This is a genomic window from Streptomyces sp. NPDC031274, from assembly GCF_055570235.1.
Map to the genome: position 1 here is coordinate 139,369 of NZ_JBVIHP010000026.1, position 12,642 is coordinate 152,010.

General features: G+C 73.2%; 9 protein-coding genes. 1 reads left to right on the top strand and 8 read right to left on the bottom strand.

Annotated elements, in window-relative coordinates; translation table 11 throughout:
- Positions 1-36 precede the first annotated feature (36 nt).
- The 7 genes from ACZ5CR_RS33900 to ACZ5CR_RS33930 form a co-directional block, all read right to left on the bottom strand.
- On the bottom strand, positions 37-3,420 hold the full coding sequence (locus tag ACZ5CR_RS33900; protein WP_468864647.1) for an amino acid adenylation domain-containing protein: 3,384 nt from the start codon (positions 3,418-3,420) through the stop codon (positions 37-39).
- Between the two features lie 15 nt (positions 3,421-3,435).
- A complete protein-coding gene (locus ACZ5CR_RS33905; RefSeq protein ID WP_468864649.1) occupies positions 3,436-4,296 on the bottom strand; it encodes a thioesterase II family protein in 861 nt (286 codons plus the stop codon).
- A gap of 16 nt (positions 4,297-4,312) precedes the next feature.
- Complete coding sequence (locus tag ACZ5CR_RS33910) at positions 4,313-4,723, bottom strand: VOC family protein (protein WP_468864651.1); 411 nt, start codon at positions 4,721-4,723, stop codon at positions 4,313-4,315.
- On the bottom strand, positions 4,720-5,496 hold the full coding sequence (locus ACZ5CR_RS33915; RefSeq protein WP_468864653.1) for a sulfotransferase-like domain-containing protein: 777 nt from the start codon (positions 5,494-5,496) through the stop codon (positions 4,720-4,722). Before ACZ5CR_RS33915 ends, ACZ5CR_RS33910 begins: the two co-directional genes overlap by 4 nt.
- Positions 5,493-6,746: an MFS transporter gene (locus ACZ5CR_RS33920; protein WP_468864655.1), complete on the bottom strand. Its 1,254-nt coding sequence runs from the start codon at positions 6,744-6,746 to the stop codon at positions 5,493-5,495. The genes ACZ5CR_RS33915 and ACZ5CR_RS33920 overlap by 4 nt, the downstream gene beginning before the upstream one ends.
- A gap of 91 nt (positions 6,747-6,837) precedes the next feature.
- Positions 6,838-9,153 (bottom strand): AAA family ATPase, encoded by a 2,316-nt coding sequence (locus ACZ5CR_RS33925; RefSeq protein WP_468864657.1) that lies wholly within the window; start codon positions 9,151-9,153, stop codon positions 6,838-6,840.
- A gap of 49 nt (positions 9,154-9,202) precedes the next feature.
- Complete coding sequence (locus ACZ5CR_RS33930) at positions 9,203-9,421, bottom strand: MbtH family protein (protein ID WP_383275329.1); 219 nt, start codon at positions 9,419-9,421, stop codon at positions 9,203-9,205.
- Positions 9,422-9,697: 276 nt separating this feature from the next.
- On the opposite strand from ACZ5CR_RS33930, the gene ACZ5CR_RS33935 reads away from it, so the two are divergent.
- Positions 9,698-12,148 carry a M20/M25/M40 family metallo-hydrolase gene (locus ACZ5CR_RS33935; RefSeq protein ID WP_468864659.1) on the top strand — a complete coding sequence of 817 codons (2,451 nt, stop codon included), beginning with the start codon at positions 9,698-9,700 and terminating at the stop codon, positions 12,146-12,148.
- Between the two features lie 68 nt (positions 12,149-12,216).
- On the opposite strand, the gene ACZ5CR_RS33940 is transcribed toward ACZ5CR_RS33935, so the two are convergent.
- Positions 12,217-12,642 (bottom strand): phosphopantetheine-binding protein (locus ACZ5CR_RS33940; protein WP_468864661.1); only part of this gene is annotated, 426 nt, incomplete at its 5' end.

Sequence of the window (12,642 nt, forward strand, 5' to 3'; positions counted from 1 at the left end):
GTGTCGTACCTCCAAAGTGGTGGAGCTGTGGGGTGGTCAGTCCTTGAGCTGCTGCGTGATCTCGTCCGCGGCCAGGCCGCTGATCTGGAGGACGAGTCCGGCGATCTGGTCGACGTCGAGCCCCTCGCCCCGGGCTGTCTCGCGCACCACGGCGGCGAGCCTGCGGACGGTGGACACCCCGACGAAGGCCCGCAGCGGGACTTCGACGCGCAGCATCGCGGTGATGCGGGAGACCACCTGGGTGGCGAGCAGGGAGTGTCCGCCGAGGTCGTAGAAGTCGTCCTGGGCGCCGACCCGTTCGGCCTTCAGGACATCGGCCCAGATCCCGGCGAGTACCTCTTCGAGCGCGTCGCGGGGCGGCTCGTAGGCGGTCACGGTGACGAGGCGCTCGCCCGGCGCGGCGGTCAGGGCCTTGAGGTCGACCTTGCCGTTGGCCAGGAGCGGGAAGGCGTCGAGGCGTACCAGGGAGCTGGGCAGCATGGCTGGGGGCAGCCGTTCGGCGAGGAAGCCGCGCAGCTCGGCGGCGTCGAGGGCGCCCGTGCCGGTGAGGTGGGCGACCAGTTGGGCGGCTCCGTCCGCGCCGGGTTCCGTGGTGACCAGGGCCTGGTCGACGGCGGGGTGGTCGAGCAGCGCGGCCTCGACCTCGGCGGGCTCGATGCGCTGGCCGCGGATCTTGATCTGGTGGTCGAGGCGGCCGAGGTACTCCACCGTGCCGTCGTGCCGCCAGCGCGCCAGGTCGCCGGTGCGGTAGAGCCGCTCCCCCGCCTCGAAGGGGTCGGGCACGAAGCGGTCGGCCGTCAGGCCCGGCCGGGCGTGGTAGCCGCGCGCCAACGGCACGCCGCCGACGCAGAGTTCGCCGGGGACGCCGACCGGCTGTTCGCCCAGGGACGCGTCCAGGATGTACACCCGGGAGCCCGGGACCGGGCGGCCGATCGGGACGCGGCCGTCGGGGACGGGGGCGGTGAGGTGGTGCGTTGTCGCGTCGATGGTGGTCTCGCTCGGCCCGTACATGTTGTGCAACTGGGCGCCCGGCAGGCGGCGCACGAACTCCGCGGCCAGGTCCGGGGGCAGTTCCTCGCCGCCGCACAGCATGAGCCGAAGGCCGGCGGCGCGCGCGTCGAGCCCGCCGTGGCCGAGGAGCGCGCGCAGCATGGACGGCACGACGTCGGCGCAGCTGATCCGGGCGCGTTCGCACAGGTCGAGCAGGTACCCCGGGTCGCGGTGGCCGCCGGGCGCCGCCATGACCACGCGGGCGCCCGTCATCAGCGGGACGAAGCACTCCCACAGGTGCGGGTCGAAGCCGAGCGGCGACTTGTGCAGGACCCGGTCCCCGGGATGGAAGCCGTACTGGTCGACCATGCCGCGCAGCCGGTTGGTGAGGGCGTGGTGGTGCAGCAGCGTTCCCTTGGGGCGGCCGGTCGAGCCGGAGGTGTAGAGCATGCAGAGCGCGCTCAGGGGGTGCAGCGGGACGGCGGGGCGGGTCGCAGGCCGGGTCGCGAGGTCGTCAGTGAGGTCCTCGACACGGACGATCACCGTGTCTGTGGCCGCACCCGCCAGGACCGCGTCCGCGCCCGCCGATGTCACCACCAGGGCCGGACGCCCGTCCGCGACCAGATGACCGATCCGGTCCGCCGGATACGACGGATCGAGCGGCAGATACGCGGCACCCGACTTCAGCACACCCAACAACACCGGAACCAGGTCACGCCCACGCTCCAGACACACCCCCACAAGCGACTCGGCACCCACCCCGCGCTCGCGCAACCACCACGCGAACCGGTTCGCCTCCTCGTCCAACTCGCCGTACGAGTAGGACCACTTGCCCGTCTCACCCGCACCGTCACCACAGACCGCCGTCGCCGCCGGGTCCACGTCCACCCGGCGCTCCACCAACTCGTGCAACAACGCGGGCGCGAAGGGTTCGACGTCCCTGCCCCCGAAGGTGTGCAGCAGCGCGCGCTCCCGCTCGCCGACCGCGTCGAGGTGCGCCACCGGGGCCTCCGGGTCCGCGACGGCCGCCTCCAGGAGCGCGACGACGCCCGCCGCCAGACGCCGGGCGGTGGCGCGGTCGTACAGCTCGGAGGAGAATTCGAGGGCGCCGCTCAGGCCGCCGTCCGGGGTGGGCGCCAACTCGACGCTCAAGTCCAACTGGGCGACGGGGCGGGGAAGTTCGACCACGTCGACGCTCAGGTCACCAAGGGCGGGCGGACTCATGGGGACGTTGCGCAGCGCGAGCATCACCTGGGCTACCGGGGGGTGACTGGTGCCGCGTTCGACGCCGAGCTCCTGGACCACGCGCTCGAACGGCACCTCCTGGTGGGCGAAGCCGTCGAGCGCGGTCTGCCGGGCCCGCCGCACCACCTCACGGAACGAGGCACCGCCCCCCACGTCGACGCGCAGCGCGAGGGTGTTCACGAAGAAGCCGACCAACGGCTCAAGCTCCGTACGGGTACGGCCCGCGACCGGGGTGCCCACGACGACGTCCGGCTGTCCGGCCCAGCGCCCGAGGACCGCCGAGAACCCGGCGAGCAGCCCCATGAACAGGGTCGCCGACTCGCTCTCCGCAAGGCGGGTCAGCCGTCCGACCAGGGCGGCGGGCAGGTCCAGCGGCACCGAGTCCCCGGCGAAGGACTGCTCCGGGGCGCGCGCCCTGTCGCCCGGTACGTCGAGCACCGGGGCGCCGCCGAGGTGGCCACGCCAGTACGTCAGGTGCTCCGCCAGCTGCTCGCCCGAGAGGCGCTCGCGCTGCCAGACGGCGAAGTCCGCGTACTGCACGGCGAGTTCGGGCAGTTGCGGGGCGCGCCGCTCGGCGCAGGCCGCGTAGGCCTGTGCGAGTTCACCGACCAGGACGCCGAGCGACCAGCCGTCCACCACGATGTGGTGGACGCACAGCACGAGCACCCACTCGGTCGGGGTGCGGCGCAGCAGCGAGGCCCGCACCAGGGGTCCGGTGGCGAGGTCGAAGGGGTGGGCGGTCTCTCCGCGCACCCGCTCCCAGAGGGCGTCATCGGTGATTCCCGGCGCGAGCTCGATGACCGGCAGCGGCACCTCGCTCGCGGGCCGCACCACTTGCCGGATCAGGCCGTCCGCGTCCTCGCGGAACACGGTGCGCAGCACTTCGTGGCGCCGGACGAGCGTACTGAGCGCCCCTCGCAGGGCGGCCGTGTCGACGGTGCCGCCGAGCCGCAGGACGATGGGCAGGACGTACGCCGTGGAGTCGGGCTCCAGGGCGTGGAGGTACCAGAGCCGCTCCTGTCCTGGCGAGGCGGGGAAGGTCTGTTCGCCGTCCGTGGTGCGCGGCTGGGCCGGGACCGCCGGGTTCTTCGCGGCCTTGCGGCGGGCCAGTTCGAGCGTGAGCCGCGCGCGCTGCTGCGGGGTGAGCCCGGCCAGAGTCTCGGCGAGTGGGGCTTGGGGGTTCATCTGCTGCTCCTGGGCTCAGGCGCCGGGTGTGACGAGGGCGAGATCGCGGGCGAGGCCGTCGAGGACGGGGCCGGGGTGCTCGTGCGGGAAGAAGTGGCCGCCGGGAAAGACCCGGAGGCGGCGGTCGCCCGCGATGTCGCCCGGCGACCAGGGCCATGCCTCGGCCTCGGAGACCAGCGGGTCGTCGGCGCCCACGTACACGCGCAGCGCGCACGGCAGGGGTTCTTCGCGGCGGGCCCGGTGGCCGGAGAGGATCTCCAGGTCGGCGCGGAGCACCGGCAGGTAGAGATCGAGGAACTCGGTGTGCTGACGCAGTTGGTCCGGCAGGCTGCCGGAGTGGTCGAGCAGGGCGAGCAGCTCCTCGTCGGGGGTGGCCGCGCCCTTCGCCCAGCGGTCGGGCGGCGGCGTCGACGGGGCGGGCGAAGCGGCGGTGATCAGCGCGTGCACCGGGTGGCCGTGGCGGTGGCGCAGCGAACGGGCGAGTTCCAGGCCGACGACCGCGCCCATGCTGTGGCCGAAGATCACCAGCGGGAGTTCGGGGAGGCCGTCGAGCGCCGTCTCGACGCCGGTGACGACGTCGGCCATCCGCGTCAGCGGGCGCTCGCCGAAGCGCGTGCCGTGGCCGGGCAGCTCGACGGCCACCACTTCGGTCCCGGCGGGCAGCCGTGTCGCCCACCGGCCATAGACGTGCGCGGCGCCACCGGCCGGCGGCAGGCACAGCAGACGCCGCCGGGTACGGCCGCCGGAGTGCCAGGTCCGCAGCCAGGGCGAACCTGCCGCCGCCGCACGGCGCTGTTCGTCCTGCGCCTGCCCCTGCCCCTGCCCTTGCGTCTGCGTCTGCGTCTGCGCCGAGGACGGGATGGATGAACCGCTCATGCCCCTACCGCTCCTCTTATTCCTCGAAGTGACCGGGCGCGAGGCTGCGCAGTACGCAGAACTCGTTGCCCTCGGGGTCGGCGAGCACCGTCCAGCTCGCTTCCTTGGCCGTGCCGATGTCGATGGGGCGGGCGCCGAGCGCGATGATGCGCTGCACCTCGGCCGCCTGATCGCTGTCGATGGGGCAGACGTCCAGGTGCAGCCGGTTCTTGCGGATCTTCGTGGTGTGGCCGCGGGCGAAGACGATCTGCGGGGCGACCGGGGTGCGGCGCAGTTCGTCGAGCGGGGCGAGTGCGGCGGGGCCGATCTCCACGAGTTCGCCGTCGCGGTCCTCGTGCACGGTGTAGTCGAGGACGGCGCACCAGAACGCGGCGAGCCGACGCGGGTCAAGGCAGTCCACGGCGAGCTGTTCGAAGCGGCTTGTCATACGGCGGCTCCTCCCTGCACGGCGACGCGGTCCCCGATGCGGTGGGCGCGCAGCTCCTCGTGAAAGGGGAGCTGCGCGGCGTGCAGGGCGGCGAGGCGCGGGTTGTTGTGGACGGTGTCCGCGTAGTCGCCGGAGCGGGTGTGGATGCCGGTGCTGGCTGCCGCGTCGCGGTGCCACTCCTCGAACACCTGCCATTCGCCGCGCTCGCCGGCCTGCCAGCTGAGCGCGTCGGGCCGGTGCGGCAGTCCGGTGCGCAGGCTGTACGCGGCTGCCGTGCCCGCCGGGTCCGCCACCAGGTCGTCGGCGTCCACGACGGCCGGTACGGTGCCGGTGGCGGCGCGTACGGCCTCGAAGATCTCGTGGCAGAGGCCGAAACCGACCTGGTCCACGGTGAGTTCGGGGTTGCGGGCGAAGTGTGAGGCGATGGCCTCGGCGGGGTCGCGGATGATGAAGGTGTGCTGGATCTCGGTGGTGAACCGGGGGTCGGCGAGCAGTTCGGCGTACCGGAAGTCGGTGGTGTCCTTGAAGTAGACCGGGCGGCCACCGGTCCTTGCGAGTTCGATGATCGCGTCGAGGAGCTCGGTCTCGCTGCGCAGAGCGCGGCCCTCGATCTCGTAACTGCCCTTGCTGACAAGGACGTTGAAGGGCTCGTGCAGGACGGTCACGTCTCCGCGCTCGATCATCATGCGCTCGAAGGCGGTCGAGCGGCAGCGCGGGGGGCTCCACATGGCGATCACGGCCGGGCCGGTGCGCGCGGTCCTGGGGGTGGTCATGAGGTTCCTTTCGGGGGGCGGGAGAGCACGGGGAGGCTGAACGCCCAGGCCACGGCGAGGACGGCGGCGGCCAGGTAGAAGGGGGCCCGCATCCCGGCGAGGGAGGCGGTGGCGCCGCCCGCGAGGGCGCCGAGCGGGGACATGCCGACCGCGACGAGCCGGTAGGAGCTGCCGACCCGGCCGAGCAGGTGGGCGGGGACCAGGACCTGGCGCAGGGAGGTGGTGACGATGGTGATGACGGCGAGCGCCATGCCGACGGTGCTGAGCACCCCGGCGGCGAACAACGGCTGCGACGTGGCGCCGGCGACGGCGAAGGAGAGCGGGGCGAGCCCGCAGAAGAGGAGCACCGTCCGCTCGCGGCCGAGCCTGCGGGTCAGCGCCGGGGTGACGACCACGCCGACCACCCCGCCGACCGCGATGACGGCCATGAGCAGTCCGTAGCCGACGCTGTCGACGCCCAGGACGTCGTAGGCGTACAGGACGGCCACCGCGACGACGGCGCTGAGCGCGAAGTTGAAGGCGCCGACCAGCGCGCACACCGTCCGCAGCGCCTTGTGCCGCCACAGCCAGCGGATGCCCTCTCCCGCGTCGGCCAGGAGTGAGGTCTTCGCGGTACGGGCGGGCGGTGGCGGCACGCGCCCGGCGAGGCCCGCGATCAGGAACGCGGAGAGGACGAAGGTGGCCGTGTCGACGGCGTACGGGAAGGACGTACCGGAGACGAGGAGGAGCGCGGCGAGCGGCGGCCCCGCAAGCTCCACGCAGAGCATGGCGCCGCCCTGGAGCAGGCTGTTGGCCTTGTCGAGCAGCGGTTCGGCGACCAGGCGGGGCAGCAGGGCGAGCGCCGCGCTGTCGCGCAGGGTCTCCACCACCCCCATCACCAGGGCGAACGCCATGAGCAGCGCGATGTGACCGTGCCCCGTGAACAGGGCGAGCGTGAACAGGGCGGCGACCCCGCCGCGCGTGACGTCGGACCAGAACATGACGCGCTGCTGGTCGTGCCGGTCCACGAAGGCCCCGGCGAAGGTCCCTGCGAGCACCCAGGGGAGCTGGCCCGCGAAGGTCACGAGGGAGAGCAGCAGGGGGTCGCGGGTGAACAGTGCGGCGGTCAGCGGCAGCGCGGCGAGCCGCAGTCCGTCGCCCCAGGAGGCGACGAAGGTGGTGGTCCACAGCCGCCAGAAGGGTCCGCCGAGGCTGGTGGGGGCTGTCGCCGCCCCGCCGGTCAGCTCGGCTTCCTCGGGTGCGGCCGTCATGACGCCGTCCCTTCTCGCGGGGCGCGCAGGGGGCTCTGGGCTCCCAGGTCGCTCAGGTCGCTTCCGGTACTTCGGCGCACCGGGTGCCGCCTCATGCGGCGGGCCTTGCGGTGGGTACCGGCTCCTGGGCGACCAGGTGGGCGGCGCGGCCGACCATGGCGGCGACCTCGGCCCGTGAGCACACGCCCAGCTTCTTGAAGATGCGGGCGAGGTAGGTCTCGACGGTCTTCGGGCTCAGTTCGAGGGTGTGGGCGATGCGCTGGTTGGTGTGGCCCTGGCTGACCAGGACGGATATCTCCCGCTCCCGTCCGCTCAGTTCGGGCAGCAGCGGCGCCGGCTCCTGCGGGGCCGGGCGGGCCACGCCGTGCAGCAGGTCAAGTTCCTCGCGCAGCCCCGCGGCGAGCGCCAGCATCGGCGTCGCTCCGGTGGCACGTGCGATGCGCTCGGCCTCGTCGGCGCAGGCGAGCGCCTCGGGGAAGTAGCCGAGGCGCAGCCGTGCCTGGCCGAGGCCGACGAGCAGCCGGGGCGCGAGGTGCTCCTGCCCGAAACGGCGGGCCAGTGCGACCGCCCGCTCCAGGTGGGTCTCGGCCGCGCGCGGCAGGCCGAGGAACAGCTCGGTCCCGGCCAGCCACTGGAAGGCTTCCAGGTGGGCGGCGAGCATCTCGTCGGGGAGCGAGTCGACAAGAGCGGCGGCCCGCTCGGCGTGCTCGGTGGCGGCGGACGTACGCCCGAACTGCGCCTCGGTGGCGGCGAGTGCGGCGAGCGCGGACGGGTCGCGGGGAGCGGCGGCGCCCAGCGCGGTGAGAGCGGCCCGGTCGGCTCCGCTCCACGAGCCGCCCGCCTCCAGGACGAGCGCCGTCATGGCGAGCCGGAGAGCACAGCAGCCAGGCCCGGCGGCTCCCCCGTCCCCAGTGTCGGCGGTAGCGGCGCAGTCGCCCTCGCACGTGGCGAGGGAGGGGAATTCCGCGTGCAGCAATTGGCGTGCGGCCTCCGGGCGGCCCATCAAGCGGTGGGCCAGTGCCTGCGAGGCGACGGCCTGGGAGCGCTGCGCGGCCGGAACGTCCGCGCCGGGGGCGAGGAGGCGTTGCAGTACGGCCGCGCCCTCCTCGAACTCACCGCTGTGCAGCAGTGCCCGGCCGAGCACGCTCTGGGCGCGGGCCCGCAGCGCGACGTCGGCGGTGACGGCGGGCCGCAGCGCGTGCCGGGCCCAGCGCACGGCCGCGTCGGGATCGCGCGGAGCGGCGTCCTCGGCGGCGTCCACCAGAGCGCGTACGTCCTCGTCGTCGGCCACCTCGACCGCGTACAGGAGCTGCTGGGCACGGAGTTCGGCCGGGCCCTGATGGCAGCGCAGGGCGGCGGCGGCACGGGCGTGGGCGCCCGAGCGCCAGCCGCGGCCCGCCGAGTGATAGGCGACGGCCCGCACGACGGCGTCCCGGAAGCAGTAGTCGGCCCCCTCGCCGACGGGCCGCACCAGGTCCTCGGCGAGCGCCTCGTCGAGCCCGGCGCGCGCGGCGCTCTCGTCGAGTCCCGCGACGGCGGCGGCGATGGCGAAGTCGAAGGCGTCACCGAGCACGGCGGCGGCGCCGACCATGGCACGCCCGGAGGGTCCGAGCCCCTGGAAGTCACCGAGCGTGGCCGCGGCCACCCGGGCGGGCGGCTCGGCCGGGACGGCGAAGGGCGCCTGGGTGCCGGTCGCGGCGAGCGCGAGCAGCAGCCCGGGGTTGCCGCCGCTGCGCCGCAGCAGGGTGCGCCGGGTGCGGTCGTCGGCGCCGGGCGGCACGAGCGCGGTGAGCTCGGGGTCGTCCAGGGCGTACGGGGCCAGTTCGACGCGGTGCGCGAAACCGCGGGCCGCCGCGTCGGCGAGCAGGGTGTGGGTGCGGTGGTCGAGCTGGCGCGGGCGGTGGGCGACCGCGATGAGCACGGGCCCGGCGGGCGGCCGCTCAAGGAGGTAGCCGAGCAGGTCGAGCGAGTCGGCGTCGGCCCGGTGCAGATCGTCGAGGATCAGCAACAGGCCGCCGTCCGCCGCCAGTTCATGGATCAGAGTGCGGATGGCCCGGCACTCGCGGTACAGGTCGCAGGAGGGGTGGTCGTGCGGCACCCCCTGACTCATCGAGGGGAACAGGGCGGCGAGCCGCTCCTGCTCCTCCTCACCGAGCCGGGCGCGCAGCTCCCCGCCCCGCGCGGTCACCACATCGTCCAGGGCGTCGAGGAACAGCCCGAACGGCGCCGAGTCCTGGAGCCGGCCCGGACGGCCACGGGCGACGGACCAGCCGCTGTTCGCGGCACGGCGGGCGAGTTCGTCCAGGCGGCGGGTTTTGCCGCTCCAGGCGTCCCCGGCGATCTCGAGCCCACGGGCGGATCCGCCCTGGGCCAGTAGCTCATCGAGCAGTTGCTGCCAATGGGCCATCACAGCTCGTTCCCCCTCGTTGGTCGGTTGGGCGGTTCGGCGGGAGAGGTCAGGCGGAGGCGGCCGGGGCGTCACCCATGGAACGGCGCAGGCTCAGCGGCCGCATGTCGGTCCAGTTCGCGTCGATCCAGGTGAGGCACTCGTCCTTGGGGCCGGTCACTCCGACGGTCCGCCAGCCCTCCGGCACCTCACGCCCGGTCGGCCACACCGAGTACTGCTCCTCGTCGTTGACGACGACCCAGTAGGTCTCAACGGCAGCATTGATCATTGTTTTTCTCCGGCTTCTGCATTCGACGGGGAAGTTCAATACCGACGTAAAGCTAGCCAGCGAACGAGGCGCCGCCAGAACGAAGGACGGACTTTGTCAATTCGCCCCGGCGGACCGCCCGGACTATGTCACCTCGGCGAAACACCTTGTCAGATGGGAGCGACAAGGCACCTTGGGCCTCTCGATAATTCCGGTGAAGTACGCGTTCCGAGCCGACCGCCCGAATTGCCGAACATCGCCGAACATTCCGAGACACGGAGAGACTGGTGCTTCACCATGCCCAATTCCGGGGCCAGTGCCCCTGTTCCCGCGCGCACGACGGCACCATCGAACACGAAGGCGTCATCGATCACGAAGGGGGCGCCGTCGAACGCGAAGGCACCGTCGAAAGCGCGCTGGGCCGCGCTCGTGTTCCTCGCCCTGTTCGCGGTGTTGACCGGTGCGTCCGTGTGGACGCTGCAAGCGCCGGACGCGAAGCCGGCCGACGCATCGCCGACTGAGTTCTCCGCCGCACGCGCCCTGAAGGACGCGAAGGTGATCGGCAAGGAACCGCGCCCGCTCGGCAGCCCGGCGTCGGCCTCGGCCCGCGACTACCTCACCCGGCGCCTCACCGATCTCGGCGGCAAGGTGACGGCGGAGGCGCAGCCGGTGTCCCGCGACGAGGAAGGCACCGCGCTGGTGGCCACGGTCGCCAACATCCATGCCGTCTTCCCCGGCACGGCGGGCGCCGACGCCGGACATCTGCTCCTGATGGCGCACTACGACTCGGTGCCCGCCGGGCCGGGAGCGTCCGACAACGGCGCCAACGTGGCCGCCGTACTCGAAGTGGTGCGGGCCCTGCGGGCGGACGGCAAGACGGCCCGCAACACCGTGGACGTGCTGTTCACCGACGGCGAGGAGCCCGGCCTGCTCGGCGCGCGCGCCTTCGTGGCGGGCGGCTCGCTCGACCCGGCGAACACCGTCGTCCTGAACCTGGAGGCACGCGGCACATCCGGCCCGTCGATCATGTTCGAGTCGGGCCCCCGCAACAGCGGAGCGCTGTCCGCGCTGAGCGGCGCGGACCGGCCCATCGCCACGTCGCTCGCCGACGAGGTCTACACGTACCTGCCCAACGACACCGACTTCTCCGAGTTCAAGAAGGAGGGCTTCGGCGGCCTCAACTTCGCCTTCGTGGACGGCTCCGCCAACTACCACACGCCCGGCGACTCGGTCGCGAACCTCTCCGCGGCGAGCATCCAGAGCCAGGGCGACAACACCCTGGCCGCCGCCCGTGACCTGTCAGGCCGTGACCTCACCGAGCTGCGCGACGGCGGCGACGACACCTACTTCACGGTGACCGGCCTGCTCGTCCACTACCCGCGCTCCCTGGCCCTGCCGCTCGCACTGCTCGCAGCGGCGGGTTACGCGGTCACGGTCTGGTACGCGGGCCGACGAGGCCTGGCCCGCGGCGGAATCGGCCGCGCCGCGCTGACCTTCCCGCTCGCGCTGCTCGCCGCCGCCGTGGTCGGCTTCGGCGGCTGGGAGCTGCTGTGCGCGATACGGCCCGGATACGCCGACCTCTCGATGGGCGACAGCTACCGACCTGGGTGGTTCCGTGCCGCGTTCCTGACGCTGACCGCGGCGGCCGTACTCGGCTGGTACCTGCTGCTGCGCCGCAAGGCGACGGCCCCTCAACTCGCCCTGGGCGGCTGGGGATGGCTCACCGGCCTCGGACTGCTCACCGCCGTACTGGCCCCGGGCGCCGCCTACCTGTTCACCTGGCCGGTACTCCTCGGCAGCGCGGCCCTGTGCGTCGCACTGCGCACCACGGAGTCCGGGGAGCCCGGGGGGCCCGGGGACACCTGGCGCACGGTGGCCGTGTCAGTGGCGGCCCTCACCGCCGTGCCGCTGCTGTTGCCGGTGATCGTGCTGGTCTTCCCGACGCTGGGTCTGTCCCTCGCGGTGGCGCCGCTGGCCGTGATGGCGCTGCTCGCCACGGCGTCCGTACCGCTCCTTGGCCTGCTGCCGCGCCGTACCGCGCCGGTCACCACATGGCTGGCCCTGGCGGCCGGAGTCGCGCTGGTTCTCACCGGCGTACGCCTCGACACCTTCGACGCGAACCACCCCCGTCACACCAACCTGGCCTACGCGTGGGACGCCGACCGCGGTACGGGGCACTGGATCAGCTCCGACAACGCCCCGCCGAAGTGGACGAGCGCCCTCGCCGGATCTGAACATGCGGACATCCGGGCCGAGTTCCCCACCTTCCCGACCACGCTCGCGGGCGGCCTCGCCACCCAGGCGCACATCGCGACGGCCGCATCGGGCAGCGGCCCGGCCGCACCGACCGTCACGGTGAAGCCCGGCCCGGCTGGGCGGGGCGGGGCCCGCACCGTACGCCTCCACATCGAGCCCGAGCCGGGCACGTCGTACGTGAGCCTGTTCGCCGACACCTCCGCGCACACCGTCGCCGGGGCCGATGTCATCGGCGCCCACGTGAAGGGCGGCACCAACCGGCCCACGTCCGCCGGGCCGTGGAAGTGGGGCTTCGCCCTCTACAGCGTCCCCGCCGCCGGTTTCGACATCACGGTGAAGGTCACCGGCAAGGGAGAGATCCCGCTGCGCGTCACCGCGTACTCGCGCGGCCTCCCGCAGGGCGCGGGGTCCCTTCCCAAGGACCTGACGTGGGGCACCTGGGGCGCCAACCTGACCGACGTCACGGCGGTGGGTCTGACCGTACGCGGCTGACCACCACACCTCTTGTCGAGCGGCCCCGGGCGGATATGCCCCCGGGGCCGTTCGGCGCGCGCCGACGGTCACAAGGCGGCCAGGGCGGCGAGCAGTTCGGCCTCGTCGGTGTCGGAGAGCTGAATCTCCTGGACGGCCTCCGCGAGCGCCTCGACCGTGGGCCGACCGCTGATCATCCGTTCCAGCGGCAGCTCGACCCCGAAGGTGTCACGCACCCGCGAGACGATCTGCACGGCGAGCAGCGAATGGCCGCCCAGCGCGTAGAAGTCGTCGCGCACTCCCACCGACGCGGGCGTCCCGAGCACCTCGGTCCAGATCAGCGCGAGCTCCCGCTCCACCTCGTCCCTCGGTTCCACGCGCTCCGCGCCCGCCGACCCGAGACCCTCGAAGTCCGCTACAGGTGGGGGGAGTTGGGTGGTGTTGGTCTTGCCGTTGGGGTGTTGGGGGAGGGTGGTGAGGTGGGTGAGGTAGGTGGGGATCATGGCTGGGGGGAG

Excerpts from the sequence above, each read along its gene's own strand:
- ACZ5CR_RS33920 (WP_468864655.1), bottom strand. The coding sequence starts at position 6,746 with ATGACGGCCGCACCCGAGGAAGCCGAGCTGACCGGCGGGGCGGCGACA.
- ACZ5CR_RS33915 (WP_468864653.1), bottom strand. The coding sequence starts at position 5,496 with ATGACCACCCCCAGGACCGCGCGCACCGGCCCGGCCGTGATCGCCATG.
- ACZ5CR_RS33930 (WP_383275329.1), bottom strand. The coding sequence starts at position 9,421 with ATGATCAATGCTGCCGTTGAGACCTACTGGGTCGTCGTCAACGACGAG.
- ACZ5CR_RS33900 (WP_468864647.1), bottom strand. The coding sequence starts at position 3,420 with ATGAACCCCCAAGCCCCACTCGCCGAGACTCTGGCCGGGCTCACCCCG.
- ACZ5CR_RS33925 (WP_468864657.1), bottom strand. The coding sequence starts at position 9,153 with ATGGCCCATTGGCAGCAACTGCTCGATGAGCTACTGGCCCAGGGCGGA.
- ACZ5CR_RS33910 (WP_468864651.1), bottom strand. The coding sequence starts at position 4,723 with ATGACAAGCCGCTTCGAACAGCTCGCCGTGGACTGCCTTGACCCGCGT.
- ACZ5CR_RS33905 (WP_468864649.1), bottom strand. The coding sequence starts at position 4,296 with ATGAGCGGTTCATCCATCCCGTCCTCGGCGCAGACGCAGACGCAGACG.
- ACZ5CR_RS33935 (WP_468864659.1), top strand. The coding sequence starts at position 9,698 with ATGCCCAATTCCGGGGCCAGTGCCCCTGTTCCCGCGCGCACGACGGCA.